General features: G+C 72.2%; 8 protein-coding genes. 6 read left to right on the top strand and 2 right to left on the bottom strand.

Annotated features, from left to right (window positions below):
• The first annotated feature begins 38 nt into the window (after window positions 1-38).
• From ACZ4UU_RS27860 to ACZ4UU_RS27875, 4 genes are all read left to right on the top strand, one after another.
• Window positions 39-8,093, top strand: coding sequence for an SDR family NAD(P)-dependent oxidoreductase (locus ACZ4UU_RS27860; protein WP_471906098.1), 8,055 nt, complete (start codon window positions 39-41; stop codon window positions 8,091-8,093).
• A 57-nt stretch (window positions 8,094-8,150) separates the two neighbouring features.
• Complete coding sequence (locus ACZ4UU_RS27865; RefSeq protein ID WP_471906099.1) at window positions 8,151-10,013, top strand: cellulase family glycosylhydrolase; 1,863 nt, start codon at window positions 8,151-8,153, stop codon at window positions 10,011-10,013.
• Window positions 10,014-10,086: 73 nt separating this feature from the next.
• On the top strand, window positions 10,087-10,875 hold the full coding sequence (locus tag ACZ4UU_RS27870) for a MerR family transcriptional regulator (RefSeq protein ID WP_471906100.1): 789 nt from the start codon (window positions 10,087-10,089) through the stop codon (window positions 10,873-10,875).
• The gene (locus tag ACZ4UU_RS27875; RefSeq protein ID WP_471906101.1) at window positions 10,872-12,077 is read left to right on the top strand and encodes a glycosyltransferase; all 1,206 of its coding nucleotides are present in this window, start codon (window positions 10,872-10,874) and stop codon (window positions 12,075-12,077) included. The genes ACZ4UU_RS27870 and ACZ4UU_RS27875 overlap by 4 nt, the downstream gene beginning before the upstream one ends.
• Here ACZ4UU_RS27875 and ACZ4UU_RS27880 read toward each other — a convergent pair whose 3' ends face one another.
• Window positions 12,078-13,331, bottom strand: a complete 1,254-nt coding sequence (locus tag ACZ4UU_RS27880; RefSeq protein WP_471906102.1) for a YncE family protein — start codon at window positions 13,329-13,331, stop codon at window positions 12,078-12,080.
• A gap of 169 nt (window positions 13,332-13,500) precedes the next feature.
• Between ACZ4UU_RS27880 and ACZ4UU_RS27885 the strand changes: the two genes are divergently transcribed.
• Window positions 13,501-14,163, top strand: a complete 663-nt coding sequence (locus tag ACZ4UU_RS27885; protein WP_471906103.1) for a TetR/AcrR family transcriptional regulator — start codon at window positions 13,501-13,503, stop codon at window positions 14,161-14,163.
• Between the two features lie 36 nt (window positions 14,164-14,199).
• Here the strand turns inward: ACZ4UU_RS27885 and ACZ4UU_RS27890 are convergent, their stop codons facing one another.
• Window positions 14,200-15,411 carry a glycosyltransferase gene (locus ACZ4UU_RS27890; RefSeq protein WP_471906180.1) on the bottom strand — a complete coding sequence of 404 codons (1,212 nt, stop codon included), beginning with the start codon at window positions 15,409-15,411 and terminating at the stop codon, window positions 14,200-14,202.
• Between the two features lie 197 nt (window positions 15,412-15,608).
• Here ACZ4UU_RS27890 and ACZ4UU_RS27895 point away from each other — a divergent pair, with 197 nt between their 5' ends.
• Window positions 15,609-17,570: a ricin-type beta-trefoil lectin domain protein gene (locus ACZ4UU_RS27895; RefSeq protein ID WP_471906104.1), complete on the top strand. Its 1,962-nt coding sequence runs from the start codon at window positions 15,609-15,611 to the stop codon at window positions 17,568-17,570.
• The last annotated feature ends 129 nt before the right edge of the window (window positions 17,571-17,699 follow it).

Here is a 17,699-nt window from a genome sequence, read left to right on the forward strand (position 1 = left end):
AACATCGCCGCACGGCAAGGGACTTCGAAGGCGGGGGCATGAGGCGTGACGAGCTGATCCGGCCGGTGCCGGAACTGTTGAAGGAGCACGCCGGGTCGGCGGCGCAGCGCATCGCGTACGCCGACTCCTCGCGCAGCGTCACCTACGCCGGGCTGGAGCGCCGCACCCGCGCGCTGGCCGGGTATCTCACCCGGACGGGACTGCGGCGCGGCGACCGGGTCGCGATCTGCCTCGGCAACCGCGTGGAAGCGGTGGAGAGTTGCCTCGCGGTGCTGCGGGCCGGAATGGTCGGCGTCCCGCTCAATCCGCGGTCCTCCGACGCCGAGCTGGCCCACTTCCTCCAAGACAGCGGCGCCGCCCACGTCATCACCGACACCGCGCACCTCGCACAAGTGCGGCGCCTGGGACGGCCGTACGACGGGCTGGGTGTGCTGGTCACCGGGGGCGGCCCGACACCGGACGGCGACACCCAGCTGTTCGAGAGCGCGGCCGAGAGCGACGGCGGGTCCGCGGGGATCGACCTGCTCGGGCTCGATGATCCGGCCTGGATGCTGTACACGTCCGGCACCACCCACCGGCCCAAGGGTGTGCTGTCCACGCAGCGGGCGGCGCTGTGGTCCGTGGCCGCCTGCTACGCCCCGATCCTCGGCCTCTCGCCCGACGACCGGCTGCTCTGGCCGCTCCCGCTGTTCCACAGCTTCAGCCACTCGCTGGCCGTCCTCGGCGTGACGGCCGTCGGCGCGAGCGCCCGCATCGCCGGTGACCTGCTGCCGCCCGGCGGTCTGCGCCGGGAACTGGCCACGGCGCACGAGGGACTCGGCGGGCCCTTCACCCTGCTGGGCGGCGTGCCCACGACGTATCACCGGCTGCTCGACTCGCCCGGCGAGCCCCCGCAGGCCCTGCGCCTGTGCGTCGTGGCCGGTGCGCCGAGCGGTCCCGCGCTGCGCGCGGCCGTGGCGGACACGCTGGGGGCGCCGCTGCTCGACGCGTACGGCAGCACCGAGACCTGCGGCGTGATCGCGGTCAGCCGCCCCGACGGACCCGGGGGCGACGGTACCTGCGGGCCGCCCGTGCCCGGCGTGGACATACGGGTCGTCGAACCGGGCAGCGGCGAGGACACGCGGGACGGAGACGAGGGCGAGGTCTGGGTGCGTTCGCCGGGCCTGATGACCGGGTACCACCGGCAGCCCGAGGCGACGGCCGCCGCGCTGCGGGGCGGCTGGTACCGCACCGGCGACCTCGGCCGCCGCGTCGAGCACGGCCATCTCCGGCTCACCGGCCGGGTCAGCGAACTGATCATCCGCGGCGGCGAGAACATCCACCCGACGGAGATCGAACAGGTCCTGGCGGAGTGTCCCGGCGTGTCCGACGCCGTGGTCGTGGGCGTGCCGCACGACGAGCTCGGCGAGGTCCCCGTCGCCTTCCTCGTGCCGGGTCGGGACGGGATCGACGCGCGGCGGGTGCTCGCCGAGTGCCGTAGCCGGCTGGCCGACTACAAGGTGCCGGCCGAGATACACGAGATCGCCGCCGTTCCGCGCACAGCGTCCGGCAAGATCGCCCGACACGAGGTCGTCGTCCCCGCTCCGGCCGCCCCGGTCGCGGCCGCCACCACTCCCGCCGCCACCCCCCTGCGCGAGAGGCTCCTCGCCCTCTCTCCCGACGACCAGGAGCGCGCGCTGCGTGCGACGGTGCTCGCCGAGACCGCTGACGTCTGCCGGCACCCACCGGGCGATCAGCCGGACGCGGACAGCCCGTTCACCGATCTCGGCATGACCTCCGTCGGCGTGGTCGAACTGGTCGACCGGCTCGGCACGCTGACCGGCCTGACCCTCCCGGCGACGCTCGTCTTCGACCACCCGACACCGGCCGAGGCGGCCCGGCACCTGCGCGCCGCGCTCTTCGAGAGCGAGCCCGAGACCCGCCATCAGACCTGCGGCGGACCACACCGGCCGTCCGACGACGATCCGATCGTCATCGTCGCCATGGGCTGCCGGTATCCGGGCGACGTCAACTCCCCTGAAGACCTGTGGGAGTTGGTGTCGCGGGGCCGCGACGCGATCACCGAGTTCCCGACCGACCGCGGCTGGGACCTGGACGCCCTGTACGACCCCGATCCCGACCGGATCGGGACCTCGTACACGCGGCACGGCGGGTTCCTGCACCGGGCCGCGGAGTTCGACGCCGGGCTGTTCGGGATCTCCCCGCGCGAGGCGCTCGCGATGGATCCGCAGCAGCGGCTGCTCCTGGAGACGTCCTGGGAGGTGTGGGAACGGGCCGGGATCGACCCGGAGTCGGTGCGCGAGAGCGACACGGGCGTCTTCGTCGGCGTGATGTACGACGACTACGCCACCCGCATCACCCGCCCCCACGAACTGGAGGCGCATCTGGGCCTGGGCTCGACGGGCAGCGTGGCCTCCGGGCGGATCTCCTATGTGTACGGCCTGCGCGGTCCCGCGATCACCGTCGACACCGCCTGCTCGTCCTCGCTGGTGGCGCTGCACTGGGCGGCGCGGGCGCTGCGCTCGGGCGAGTGCTCGCTGGCGTTGGCCGGCGGGGTCACGGTGATGGCGACGCCCCAGTCGTTCCTCGCCTTCAGCCGGCAGCGCGGGCTGTCGGCGGACGGGCGCTGCAAGTCCTTCTCGGCGGCGGCCGACGGCACGGCCTGGGGCGAGGGCGTGGGACTCGTCCTGCTGGAGCGGTTGTCCGACGCGCGACGGTGCGGCCACCCGGTCCTGGCCGTACTGCGCGGCTCGGCCGTCAACTCCGACGGCGCCTCCAACGGGCTCACCGCGCCCCACGGACCGGCCCAGCAGCGGCTCATCACCCAGGCGCTGGCGGACGCGGGACTGCGCGCCGGTGACGTGGACGTGGTGGAGGCGCACGGCACGGGGACCCGGCTCGGCGACCCCATCGAGGCGCAGGCACTCCTGGCCACGTACGGGCAGGACCGCACCCGGCCGCTGTGGCTCGGGTCGGTCAAGTCCAACCTCGGGCACACGCAGGCGGCGGCCGGAGTCGCCGGCGTCATCAAGACGGTGCAGGCCATGCGGCACGGCGCCCTGCCCCGGACCCTGCACGCCGACCCGCCCACACCGCACGTCGACTGGTCCTCGGGCCGGGTCGAACTGCTCACCGAGCCCCGGCCCTGGCCGGCCACGGACCGGCCACGGCGAGCCGGGGTCTCGGCCTTCGGGATAGGCGGGACCAACGCTCATGTGATCCTGGAGGAGGCACCGGGGACCGACACGGGGACGGAGGCAGCCCCCCAGGACAGGGCCCCCGTCCCGCCCGTTCCGTGGCTGCTCTCCGCCGCCGACGAGTCCGCCCTGCGCGCCCAGGCCCGACGCCTGGCGGCCGAAGCGGCGAACGGGCCGCCCCTGTCGACCGCGTCGACCGCCGACATCGGGTACGCGCTCGCGGTGTCGCGCTCCGCCCTCGCCCACCGGGCGATGGTGCCGGCCGGCGACCGGATGCCGATGCTGGACGCGCTGACCGCGCTCGCGCAGGGCCGCGACGCGCCGGGAGTCGTCCGAGGACTGGCGGACCCGGCGATCCGTACGGCCTTCCTGTTCACCGGACAAGGCGCTCAGCGCCCCCGGATGGGCGCCGAACTGCACGCCGCCTTCCCCGTGTTCGCCGCGGCCTTCGACGAGGTCTGCCGGTACCTGGACGACCGTCTCCCACAGCCGCTCAGCGCGGTGCTGTCCGCCGAGCCGGGGTCACCGGACGCGGCACTCGTGGACCGTACGGACTTCACACAGGCCGCACTCTTCGCCTTCGAGGTCGCGCTCTTCCGGCTGCTGGAGTCGTGGGGCGTTCGGCCCGACCGGCTCGTGGGCCACTCCGTCGGCGAACTGGCCGCCGCCCACGTCGCCGGTGTACTCGACCTCCCCGACGCGGCCACGCTCGTCGCCGCCCGCGGCCGGCTGACGCGGGCACTGCCCGAGGGGGGCGCGATGGTGGCGCTGGACACGACCGAGGAAGAAGTCGCCGCCGCGCTCGCGGAGTTCGGGGCGCACGTGGCCCTCGCCGCCGTCAACGGCCCCCGCTCGGTGGTGATCTCGGGCGAGCGGGACGCGGTGCTCGGGGTCGCGGCACGCTTCGAGGCAGCCGGCCGCAGGGCCGTACGACTCCGCGTGAGTCACGCCTTCCACTCACCCCTGATGGAGCCGATGCTCGACGAACTCCTGGGAGTGGCGCGGCAGTTGACCTTCCGACCGCCGCGCATTCCCGTCGTCTCCACCGTGACGGGCAGACCCGCCGAGCCCGCCGAGCTCTGTTCACCCGAGTACTGGACGCGGCACGCCCGGTTCCCCGTACGCTTCGCCGACGCCGTGCGGCGGCTGGCGGACGACGGGATCTCCGCCTACCTGGAACTCGGCCCCGGGCCCGCGCTCACCGCCGCGGCCACCGACTCGCTGACCGACGCGCCCACGAGCGGCACCGTACTCGCGGCGGCCACACGAGGCGGTGCGTACGAACCGGAGACCGTCCTGGCGGCCGTGGCGCGGCTGCATGTGGCCGGGGCCGCGGTCGACTGGCGGGCGGTGTACGCCGGGTCCGGCGCGCGGCGCGTGGATCTGCCCACGTACGCCTTCCAGCGGCAGCGGTACTGGCTGGACGCACCGCCCCCGGCGGCCGACGCCGGTCCGCTGCTGGGCCCGGCGTTCCCGGTGCCGGACACCGAGCGGACCGTGCTGAGCGGGGTGCTGTCCCTCGCTGCGCACCCGTGGCTCGCGGATCATGTCGTCGCCGGAAGGGTGATCGTGCCGGCGACGGTGTTCGTGGAGATGGCCGTGCGGGCGGGCGACGAGGTGGACTGCGCCGCGGTCGACGAGCTCGTGATGCTGACGCCACTGGCCCTGCCCGGTTCCGCGGCGGTGCGGGCGCAGGTCGTGGTGGGTGCGCGGGACGATCGGGGACGACGGTCGCTCGACATCTACTCCCGGCCGGAGGATTCCGACGAGGACACCCCGTGGACCCGGAACGTCACCGGCCGACTCGGCCTCGGGCGTGCGACGGCGGAGAGCGGATCGGAACCCTGGCCGCCGCGGGACGCCGAAGCGGTGGACCTCACCGACGCGTACGCCGCGCTCGCCGATGCCGGGCTCACCTACGGGCCCGCGTTCCAAGGGGTCGGCGCCCTCTGGCGGCGCGGGGACGACGTCTTCGCGGAGGTCCGGCTGCCCGCCTCGCAGGCTTCGGATGCGAGCCGCTTCGGGCTCCACCCGGCGCTGTTCGACGCGGCCTTGCACGCACCTCTCCTGGCAGGCCCCGCTGACTTGAGCACGCTGCGAGTGCCGTTCGAATGGAGCGGTGTGAGCCTGTACGCCTCGGGGGCCGCTCGGTTGCGGGTCAGGGTGACGTCGACGGGCCCGGACACGCTCTCGGTGACGATGGCCGACCCGTCCGGCCGGCTCGTGGCACGCGTGGACTCGCTGGTCACGCGGGAACTCCCGGCCGGCCAGGCCGACACGACCGACAACGACGCGGACGACGTCGTACGAAGGGCTCTGCTGCGCCCTGACTGGGCCGCTCTCGAACTCCGGGGCGGTGCGGATGACCGCGCCTGGGCGGTGTGCGGCCCGGACGAGTTGAACCTCGCCGAGTTCCTGCCCGAGCCCGACGGGACGGCCCCCGAGTTCGTCGCTGTCACAGCCGTCACAGCCGTCACAGCCGTCACAGCCGCCGACTCCGCCACCGGCCGCGATCCACTGTCCGACGTGCACGAGTTGACCGGCGGCGTGCTTCAGGTGCTCCAGGACTGGCAGGACGATCCGGACACGGCGGGCTCACGGCTGGTCGTGGTCACGCGGGACGCCACCGGTCCGGTGCCGGATCTGGCCGGTGCGGCGGTCTGGGGGCTGGTGCGGGCGGCGCAGTCGGAGCTGCCCGGCCGGGTCGTGCTGGTGGATGTGGACGGGCGGCCGGAGTCGCTGCGGGTCCTCACGGCGGCCGTCGCCACCGGGGAGCCGCAACTGCGCGTACGGGACGGGCGGGTGACGGTTCCGCGACTTGCCTTGGCCGGCGACACCCCGGACACCGAGGTCGCCTTCGGCGCGAACGGCACGGTGCTGGTCACCGGAGGCACCGGTGCGCTGGGCGCGGAACTGGCCCGTCACCTGGTCCTCGAACACGGCGTACGGCATCTGCTGCTGACCGGTCGCCGTGGGCCACAGGCACCCGGAGCCCGGGAACTGCGCGGCGAGCTGGAGGAGTTGGGCGCGCGGGTCGGCATCGTCGCCTGTGACGCCGCCGACCGAGCCGCGCTGACCGAGGTCGTCCGGGGCTGCGAGCCGCCGCTGAGCGCGGTGGTGCACGCCGCCGGGGCGCTCGACGACGGAGTGCTGGACTCGCTGACGCCCGAACGGATGGCGGCCGTGCTGCGGCCGAAGGCCGACGCGGCGTGGCATCTGCATGACCTGACCCGTGACATGGATCTTACGGCGTTCGTCGTGTTCTCCTCAGTCTCCGGCCTGCTGGGCCGGGCGGGCCAGGGCAACTACGCGGCCGCGAACTCCTTTCTCGACGCCCTCGCCCACCGCCGCGCCGCCGAAGGACTGCCCACGCTGTCGCTGGCGTGGGGGCCGTGGGAGCACAGCGGCGGCATGGCGGCCGGGCAGTCCCGACAGCGCTCACAGGGAAGGGAGTTGTTCCTGCCGCTGTCCACCCGGCAGGGGCTGGCCCTGTTCGACGCGGCCGTGCGTTCGAGGGAGCCGGTCCTCGCGCCGCTTCTGCTGGACCGGGCTGCGCTGCGTTCCGGTGCCGAGCACCTGCCGGCACCGTTGCGCGGCCTCGTCCGTCCCAGCAGGCCGAGCGCCACGGCCACCGCCTCCGGCTCCGCCGGTTCTCCCGGGCAGACGGCCGAGCCGGGGGAGTGGCGGAAGCGGCTGGCCCGGACACCACCGGGTGAGCGGGAGGCGGCGCTCGTGACGCTGCTGCGGGCCGACGTGGCCGCGGTGCTCGGCTATCCGCACGCCGACGCGCTTCCGGCCGGCAAGAGCCTCGCCGACCTGGGGTTCGACTCCCTCACCGCCGTACAGATCCGCAATCAGCTGAGCATGGGGCTGGGGCTCCGGCTGTCGGCGGCGGTCGTGTTCGAGCATCGCACGGCCGAGGGACTGGCCCGCCATCTGCTCGGCCTGCTGGACGACGAACCGGCGGCCACGGACGCCCCTGGGACGACCGAGGCGGAGCGGCAGGCGTACACCCTCTCCTCGCTGTTCCGCACGGTCAGTGCCTCCGGAAACCCGGTGGCGGCGATGCACCTCCTCGTCACGGCGTCCTGGGCGCTGCCCACCTTCCCGGCCGTCCGAGGCCGCGAGCACGCACTGCCCCCGATCCGCCGCTGCCACGGCCGGCCCGGCTCCAAGAGCCCGACCATCGTGTACTTCCCGGCCTACCATCCGTCGCTCGCCTCGGACGGCGGAGAGTACCCGCGGTTCCACCGCGCCTTCGCGAAGGACCCCGACCCCCTGGAGGTCCTGGAGTTCCCGCACCCGGGCATCGGCGCCGGCGCCGCCGTCCCGGAGGACCGTGCGGCGCTGGCGCGGACGCAGGCCGAGTGCGTGCTGCGGCACGTCGGGGACGGGCCCTTCGTGGTCGTGGGGCGGTCGGCAGGCGGCAATGTGGCGCACCTGGTGGCGCGGGAACTGGAGGGTATGGGTCGGCCGCCGACGGGACTGGTGCTGCTGGACACCTACCACATCACGCCCGACAACAGCGGCAAGGACTGGCTGTTGTCCCTCGCCGCCCCACTGCCGCAGGACACCGGACGGCCCGTCCTCACCGGGGACGACGACACCGCCCTGGCCGCGCTGGGCGCCTACAACCGCATCTTCCTGGGCTGGGATCCCGAGCCGGTCCGCACGCCCACGCTCCTGGTGCGCGCGCTACGGCCCACGCCCGCGATGGCGGCCTGCGCGGACGCGGACGACTGGCGGACGTCCTGGCCCACGGAGCACGACGTCGTCGACGTCCCCGGCGACCATCTGACGATGATGCGGGAACACGGCGAGACGACGGCATCGGCGGTCCGTGCCTGGATCGGGACGATCACGAAGGGTGAGGCCGGCGTGATGGCCGAGTCTTAACTTACTCCAGAGTCAGGGGTGTTGACGGTGTCCTGATATCACCGGACTGTAGTGGACATGCCGAACATCCGGACGCGTCTGCTCGTTGTCCTGGTCGTCCTCTTCGGATCCCTGTCGGTGGCGGGCCCCTCTCCCGCCACCGCCGCCGCACTCCCCGACTCCCTCTGGTTCGACGAAACGCCCCTCACCGTCCACAACGGCCGCTTCACCGACGGAAACGGCCGTGAGGTCGTCCTGCGCGGCTACAACGTCTCCGGTGAGACCAAACTGGCCGAGAACAAGGGCCTGCCCTTCGCCTCGGTCGCCGACGCGAAGAAGTCCGCGACCGCGCTGCGCGCCCTCGGCGGCGGCAACTCGATCCGCTTCCTGCTCTCCTGGGCCTACGCGGAACCCGTACGCGGCCAGGTCGACACCGCGTACCTGGCCGCCGCCACCGCCCAGATGCGCGCCTTCCTCGACGCGGGCGTCCGCGTCTACCCCGACTTCCACCAGGACCTCTACTCCCGCCACCTGTTCGACCCGGACAGCTGGTACACGGGCGACGGCGCCCCCAAGTGGGCCGTGGACCTCGGTGACTACCCGGACGAGAACTGCGGGATCTGCCTGTTCTGGGGCCAGAACATCACCCAGAACGAGGCCGTGAAGCAGGCGTCGTACGACTTCTGGCACGACGAGTACGGCCTTCAGGACGCCTTCCTGACCACCGCCCAGAAGACGATGGCGTACGTCAAACAGAACCTGAGTGCCGCCGCGTTCGCGGGCGTCGTCGGCTTCGACCCCTACAACGAGCCGCACGCCGGCGTCTACGACTCCGGCCAGACCAGCCGCACCTGGGAACGCGACGTGCTGTGGCCGTTCTACGAGAAGTTCCGCTCCCGCATGGACGCGGCCGGCTGGCAGGACAAGCCGCTCTTCGCCGAACCGAACCTGTTCTGGAACGCCAACCTCGACTTCCAGAAGCAGGAGGGCGGCCTGCTCGACGCGGGCACCCTCGGGCCCCGCTACGTCTTCAACACCCACTTCTACGACCAGAAGGCCATCTCGGGCGTCTTCATGTGGGGCAAGGCCGAGGACGGCCAGTACGCCGGTGACTTCGGCACCGTCCGCGACCGCGCCGCGGCCACGAACACCCCCGCGATCATCAGCGAGTTCGGGCACCCGCTCGCCGGATCGGTCTCCGACAAGGCACCCACCGTGCTCAAGGCGATGTACCAGGCCCTGGACTCCCGTGTGCCGGGCAGGAGCTGGTGGTCGAACCCGGCCGGCTCCGGACCGGTGCTCTCCGGCTCGCAGTGGCAGTGGGACATCTACAACGGACGCCACCGCGAGCTGATGAACGGCAACTCCGACAAGGTCCTCACCGCCGGTGACGCCTGGAACGACGAGGACCTGTCAGCCGTACGCCTCGACGACTCGGGAACCCCGGTGCTGCGCCAGGACGCCCGACTGCTCGACCGGATCTACCCGAGCGCCACGTCCGGCACGACGGTCGCCTTCACCTACGAGGACCGCTCCCGTGACGGCGACACGACCCTGACCTGGAACCCGGTGCCCAGCTCGCTGCCGAACGTGGCGCAGCTGGTGGGCTCGGGACAGTACGGGCTGCTGATGTGGCGCTCGAACAGCGGCACGGCACCGACCGAACTGCACCTGCCCGCGTCGTTCCCGACCGGGTCCAACACGGTCGTCTCCGACCTGGGCACGGCGTACGCCCCGCCCTCGTACACGGCGGCCACCCCGATCGGCGTGGCCGCGGAACCGGGCGGCACGGGCAGCCGCCGCCTGCTGCTCACGGACTCGGACTCCGGCGTCCTGCACTACGCGCTGGTGACGAACGGGGCGAGCAGCCCCACGGCCGCCGTGCTGAACGCCGCACGGTCCGAGCTCTCCGCGTGGGCCGCGCGGACGGTCGGCCAGTAGCCGGGCCGGACATCTGGTTTGACCCTGCCCTTACGTCAGGCTGCACGCTGTACCCCGACGAAAGGGCAGGTGAATGAGCTACTCCGTGGGGCAGGTCTCGGCCTTCGCCGGGGTGACCGTGCGCACGCTGCACCACTACGACCGGGCGGGCCTGCTCTCGCCCAGTGGCCGCAGCGGCGCCGGTTACCGGCTGTACAGCGACACCGACCTGGTCAGGCTCCAGCAGATCCTCTTCTACCGCGAACTCGGCTTCTCCCTCGACGAGATCGCCGAGATCCTCAAGGACCCGCAGGCCAACGCCTTGGAACAGCTCCGGGCCCGGCTGCGGGAGTTGAGCGAGGAGATCGGCCGGCTCCAGCGGCTGGCCGAGGTCGCCGAACAGGCCATCGAGGTCCGGCAGACCGGCGTGGAACTGACGCCCGCCGAACGCTTCGAGGTCTTCGGCGAGATCGGCTTCGACCTCAGCTACGCCACCGAGGCCCAGCTCAAGTGGCAGGACTCGCCGGGGCAGAAGGAGTCCATGGCACGGGCCGCCGCGCACACCAAGGAGGACTGGCGCCAGCTCATGGGCGAGGCCGCCGCCTGGCGCGCGGAACTGCTGGCGGCCTTCGACGACGGGGAGCCCGTCGACGGCGAGCGCGCCATGGACCTCGCCGAGGAGCACCGGTTGCACATCGCCCGCTGGTTCACCACCTGTCCGCCCGACATGCACCGGCGCATCGCGGAGGACTTCGCCACCGATCCGCGCGCCTTCGCGCTCGTCGTACCGCCGTCGCAGCAGCGGCCGGGCCTGGCCGCCTACCTCTGCAAGGCCGTCCACGCGAACGCGGCCCGCCGGGCATACCCCGAGGAGGACAGATGAGGATCCTGATCGCCGCCGCCGGATCACGCGGCGACGTCGCGCCGTACGCCGGCCTGGGGGCGGGCCTGCACGAGGCCGGGCACGACGTCACCTTGGCCACGACCGACGCCTTCGCGCCCCTGGTGAGGGAAGCGGGCCTGGCGTTCCGGAGCCTGCCGACGCGCCCGCAGGCCCGGGGTGGGGTCGCGAACCGACGTGAACTGTTGCGCACCGCGGCCGAGTTCGTCACCGAGCTCGGCCGGGGCTTCGCCGACGCGGTGAGTCAGGACACGGACACGGATCTGTTCCTGCTGTCGACGACCACGGCCCCGCTCGGCCTGCACGTCGCGGAGGCCATGGGCATCCCGACGGTCGGCGTCCCTCTCCAGCCCACCGCCCCGACCGGCGACTTCCCGCCCACCGTCATGGGCACCCGCTCCCTCGGCCGGCTCGGCAACCGCGTCGCCGGACGCTTCGCCCTGCGTATGGCCGACCGTGTCTACGCCGAGGCCGTCACAGACCTGCGTCACCGACTCGACCTGCCACCCATGACGCCGTCCGAGACCCGTCGGCGACAGGAGCGCGTGAACCGGCCGGTCCTGCACGGCTTCAGCACGGCGCTGGTGCCGCGCCCCTCCGACTGGCGCGCGGGACTCGACGTCGTCGGGACCTGGTGGCCGTACCTCGCCCCCGACCGTCGGCTGCCCGCCGAGGTGGAGGACTTCCTCGCGGCCGGAGCGCGCCCGGTGTTCATCGGCTTCGGCAGCATGGCGGGCGGTCACGGGGAGCGGCTGAGCGGGATCGCCGTCGAGGCGCTGCGCCGGGCCGGGCTGCGCGGCATCCTGCAGGCGGGCAGCGCCGGGCTCGCGGCCGACGGCGACGACATCCTGACCATCGGTGACCTGCCGCACGCGCTGCTCTTCCCGAGGGTGGCCGCGGTGGTGCAGCACGCCGGGGCCGGCACCGCGGCCGCCGCCCTGCGTGCCGGGGCGCCCTCGATCCCGGTGCCGGTGACGGCCGACCAGCCGTTCTGGGCGGGACGTCTGGCCGCGATCGGCGCGGCCACCGACCCGATCCCCTTCGCGTCCCTCACCGCCGAGCGGCTCGCCGACGCGGTGGGGCAGGCCGTGCGGCAGCAGACGTACGCCCGTGCCGCCTCGGTCGCCGCGCGGCACATGGCGACCGAGGACGGGGTGGGCGCGGTGCTGAAGGCACTGGGCTGATCAGCCGGTGGCCGGACTCGTCCAGCCGGCCTCCACGTGGCCGAGGCGGACCCGCTGCGGGTGGTCGCCGACCGGGACGGACACCTGCTTGCGACCGGTCGCGAAGTCGATGGCCGTGACCTGGTCGGTGCCGCTCTCGGAGATTACGCAGGACTTGCCGTCACCGCTGACCGTGGCCCAGTAGGGCTTGGCGGCGGTGACGAGCGGGCCCTCCTGGAGGGTGGTGCGGTTGACGACGGTCGCGTAGTCGTCCATCGTGCCCGCGACACACAGCTTGCTGCCGTCGGGGCTCATCGAAATGCCGTGATGGCGTGAGTCGTTGACGAAGGTGGTGCGGTCGTCGCTGGTCGCCGGGTTCTTCGGCAGGGTCTTCGTGCGGGTGATCTTCTCGCTCGCCAGGTCGTACTCGAAGAAGCCGTTGAAGAACGACACCTGGAAGTACAGCTTCGACTCGTCCGGCGAGAGCACCGCCGGCCGGACCGCGTCGGAGTAGTCCTTCAATCCGAGCGCGTCCAGCTTCGGGCGCATGTCGATGACCTTGACCTGCTGGTATGTGTTCGCGTCGACGACGGTGATCCGCCGGTCGCCCTTCGTCCAGTCCAGCCAGGGGGCGTCGGTCTGTGTGTTCACGTCGCCGATCGCCATGTTGTAGATGTACTTGCCGTCCTGGGTGAAGATGTTCTCGTGCGGCTTGTCGCCGGTGGCGAACTTGCCGAGTTCCCTCCCTGTGTCGATGTCCAGCACATGCACGGTGTTGGAGGTCGAGGCCGACACCGCGACCCGCCTGCCGTCGGGGGAGACCGCCATGTGGTCGGCGCGGTAACCGGACACCGGGAAGCGCCAGTTGACGTCCCCGGTGGCGAGGTCGAGGGACACGACGTCCGCGAAGCTGGGGCGCGAGACGACCACGGACCTGCCGTCCGGCGTGGAGTACATGTCGTCGACGAACTGGTCGTGGCCCTCACCGACGCTGTTGCGGATCGCCATGAAGTAGATCCACTTGATCGGATCGGCGTTGATCTCCGCCATCCGCTCGTCCTTGTCGGGGATGACGTCGATACGGCCGATCTTCCCGAAGTCCCCGGCGGACTTGATGACATCGGCGGTGCCGTCCCAGTTGTTCCCGACGAACATCACTTCGCGCAGGGCGGCGGCGGAGGGGTCGGCGGCGGTGGCGGTGGTCGCGGGGACGGCGGCGGTCAGGGCGAGGGCGGCGGCCACGGAGCACAGGTGCCTGGGGCTGATGGCAGGCATGACTGCTCTCTTCCTCTGAGATGGGAGTCCTCCGAGAGGGGAGGGGGAATCTGAACACGCGTGCTTTCAGAATCAACTTACTGAAAAGTAAGGAGGGGGTGCCCTTCTTCACAAGACTGCGTACACGACAAAATTGGCCGTCGGGTCGGCAAGGTGCTGGGAGGACAGCGTGACGGGCAGGATCAAGGCGCCCACCGGCCGCTACGGCGGCAAGTCGGCCGAGCAGCGACAGGCCGAGCGGCGGCGACGCTTCCTGGACGCGGCGCTCCGGCTCTTCGGCGACGCTCCCGGCTACCGGGGCACGACCGTCGCGGCACTGAGCGAGGCCGCGGGTCTGTCGACCCGTCAGTTCTACGAGGAGTTCCGCGCTCTGGAGGACGTGCTGGCCGCCCTCCACCTCGAAGTCAACGCATGGGCCGAGGCGGCCATGCTGAGCGCCGTGGCCGAGGCGCAGCACCTCCCGCTCGCCGAACGCGCCACCGCGATCTTCCGCGCGTACGCCGCGAACGTCACCGCCGACCCGCGCCGCATCCGCATCGCCTTCGTCGAGATCATCGGCGTCAGTCCACGGCTGGAGGAACAGCGCCTCGCGCGCCGTGCCCGCTGGGTCGAGCTGGTCTGCGCCGAGGTGGCGTCCGCCGTGGCGCGGGGAGAGGCGGCGCCGCGCGACTACCGGATCGCCGTGACCGCGTTCATCGGCAGCGTCAACGGGCTGCTGCACGACTGGAGTGCCGGGTGGGTGGACGCCACCCTCGACGAGGTCGTCGACGAACTGGTCCGCATCCTCCTCGGCATCCTCCAGCCGAGGGACGCAGGGCTGGCCGGAGCCTGAGGCGAAACCGCCGGTGACGTCGCCGCCCCGTGCGGTTCAGCCGCCGAGCCGGTTCACCGCGTCGAGGACGGGCGCGAAGCCGTCCTCGGCCCGCAGCCCGTCGGCGATGTCCCGGGCGCGGCGGCCGTAGGACGGGTTGGTCGTCGCCCGCCGTACGGCGTCGGCCAGTGCGTCGGCAGTGAACTTCCGCAGTGGCACGGCTCGCGGCGCCACGCCCAGGGCGACCAGTCGGCCGGCCCAGAAGCCCTCGTCGAACTGGATCGGCACGGGCACCGCCGGCACCCCGGCACGCAGCCCGGCCGCCGTCGTGCCCGCACCGCAGTGGTGGATCACGGCGGCCATCCGCGGGAACAGCGCGGAGTGCGGCACCTCGTCGATGGTCAGGACGTCGTCCCCGGCCGCCTCCAGGCCGCCCCAGCCCCGCTGGATCACCGTGCGCAGCCCGGCCCGGCGCAGAGCGCGCACGACCTCGCCGCTCAGCCGCGCCGGATCCGGTACGGTCGCGCTGCCCATGCCCACGAAGACCGGCGGCGGGCCCGCATCGAGGAACTCCCGCAGGTCGGCCGGAAGTCGGGTGTCACCGTCGTACGGCCACCAGTACCCCGTCACTTCCAGGTGCGGCGGCCAGTCGCGCGGCCTGGGTACCACCAGGGAGCTGTAGCCGTGCAGCGCGCGGGCCTTGCGCGGGGTGCGTGACCTGCCGCGCGGGAGTCCGAGGCGGGCCCGCGCGTCCGGTACGGCCGCCGAGAAGACACGGTGGATGGCGAGGCTCACGCCGTGTCCGGCGACCCGGTTGCCGACGGGTCCCCAGGAGCCGCCCCCGAGCATCGGCGGCCCGAACTCCCGGGTGGGCGCGAGTGGTTGCAGAGGGACATCGATGGTCGGGAGAGAGAGGCCGTCGGCGATGGCGTGGCCCAGCGGTGTGGTGGCGCCTGCCAGGAGCAGGACGTCGCTGTTGCGTGCCGCGGCCAGCATGTCTTCCGTCAGATGGCCGGCCAGCGCCCGCGCCATCCCCACCACGCGGACGAGCTTGCCCAGACCGGTCGCGCTGCGGTGCAGGTTCCGACCGCGCTCGGACTCCAGTTCCGCCCGCGGATCCAGCGGCATCGGATGGAAGCGCACACCGGACCCCTCGACCAGCCGCTCGAAGCAGCCGTGCGTGACCAGGGTGACCTCGTGTCCGGCCCGGGACAGGGCGTGCCCGAGTCCGGTGTAGGGGGCGACGTCGCCCCGGGAGCCCGCCGTCATGATCGCTACGCGCACCTTGTCAGTATGGCGGCCCATGGCTGTCGCGGCCGTCAACCGGCCGCATGAACCAGCGACTTCAGGTCTGTCCCATCCGTTGACTTCCCCCTCGCGTGGCTCTAATTTCAGCGCGCACGTTCGGATTTCCGAATGTCGTTCGACATTACGAACCTCATGTCTTCCCCGCATGAAGGAGCCACATGTACCCCCCTCCCCGCAGGAACTTCCTGCGCCGCCGCAGATCCACCGTCACCCGCGCCCTGGTCCTGGCGTTGGCCGCGACAACCGCCCTGCTGTTCGCGGGACCCGCTCCCGCCCAGGCGGTCACGACCCGTCATACAGCGGTGCCCGGTGCGCCCATGGGCTGGGCGTCCTGGAACGCGTTCGCCGCGAGGGTCGACCACGACGTCATCAAGCGGCAGGTCGACGCGTTCGTGGCGGCGGGGCTGCCCGAGGCGGGCTACGAGTACATCAACATCGACGAGGGCTGGTGGCAGGGCACCCGGGACAGCGCCGGCAACATCACCGTCGACGAGACGGAGTGGCCGGGCGGCATGAAGGCCATCGCCGACTACATCCACAGCAAGGGCCTCAAAGCCGGCATCTACACCGACGCCGGCAAGGACGGCTGCGGCTACTACTTCCCCACCGGCCGCCCCGCCGCGCCCGGCTCGGGCAGCGAGGGCCACTACGAGCAGGACATGACGCAGTTCTCGAAGTGGGGCTTCGACTTCGTGAAGGTCGACTGGTGCGGCGGTGACGCCGAGGGCCTGGACCCCAAGGCGACCTACCAGGCGATCAGCGACGCCGTGGCCGCCGCGACCGCCACCACGGGCCGCCCGCTCGCCCTCTCCCTGTGCAACTGGGGCTACTCCAACCCCTGGAACTGGGCCCCGGGCATGGGCCCGATGTGGCGGACGAACACCGACATCTTCTTCCACGGCGGCACACCGTCGTACAACAACGTCCTGACCGCCTTCGACCGCAACCTCCACCCCACGGCCCAGCACACCGGCTACTACAACGACCCCGACATGATGGTCGTCGGCATGAACGGCCTCACCGCCGCCCAGAGCCGCTCCCACATGAGCCTGTGGGCGATCTCCGGCGCCCCGCTGCTCGCCGGCCTCGACCTCACCACCCTCACCCCCGAGACGACGAGCATCCTCACCAACCCCGAGGTCATCGCCGTCGACCAGGACTCGCGCGGCCTCCAGGGCGTCAAGGTCGCCGAGGACACCAGCGGCCTCCAGGTGTACGGCAAGGTCCTGGCCGGCAGCGGCAATCGTGCCGTCGTCCTGCTCAACCGCACGTCGACCCCGCGGAACATGACCGTCCGCTGGTCCGACCTCGGCCTGACGAACGCCTCCGCGACCGTCCGTGACCTGTGGGCCCGCCAGAACGTCGCCACCACCGGCACGAGTCACACCACCGGCGTCCCGGCGAACGGCTCGGTGATGCTCACGGTCACCGGCGGCACCGAACAGTCCGCGAGCACCTACAGCGGCACATCGAACTTCTCCGGCGTGGTCGCCGGAAGCGCCGGCCTGAAGACGGTCGAGGTCTCCTACACCAACAACACGTCCACCGCCCGGACCGCCACCCTCACCGTCAACGGCCAGACCTCCACCAAGGTCTCCTTCCCGCCGACCGGGGCCGGCGCGGGCAACATCTCCGTCCACGTCTCCCTCGCCAAGGGCAGCACCAACACGATCTCCTTCTCCGGCGCCCCGACCCTCGACGGCATCGTCGTACGGCCGCTGCCTGGACGGAACGGCACGCTGATCACCGGTAGCGGGTCCGGCCGATGCGCCGACATCAACGACAACACCATCGCCAACGGCACCGACGTCCAACTGTGGGACTGCACCGCCGGCCAGAACCAGGTCTGGCAGTACGACAGCACCCGCAAGGAACTCGTGGCCTACGGCAACAAGTGCCTCGACGCCTACAACCGCGGCACCGCCAACGGCACCCGGGTCGTCATCTGGGACTGCAACGGCCAGACCAACCAGCAGTGGAACATCAACGGCGACGGCACCCTCACCAACGTCAACGCCGGGCTCTGCCTCGACGCGTACGGCGCGGCCACGGCCAATGGCACGAAGCTGGTGCTCTGGACGTGCAACGGCCAGAACAACCAGAAGTGGACGGTGAGCTAGCCAGGCCCGCTGATCGGCCGTCAGCCAGTACGACGGCGCGCTGAACCTGATCACGGCCCCGGTCACCGGGGCCGTCACACCCCGAGTTGCCGGGCGGCCGCGTCCACCGCCTGCTCCAGCAGCGTGGCG

The sequence above is a fragment of the Streptomyces sp. NPDC028907 genome, assembly GCF_055564995.1.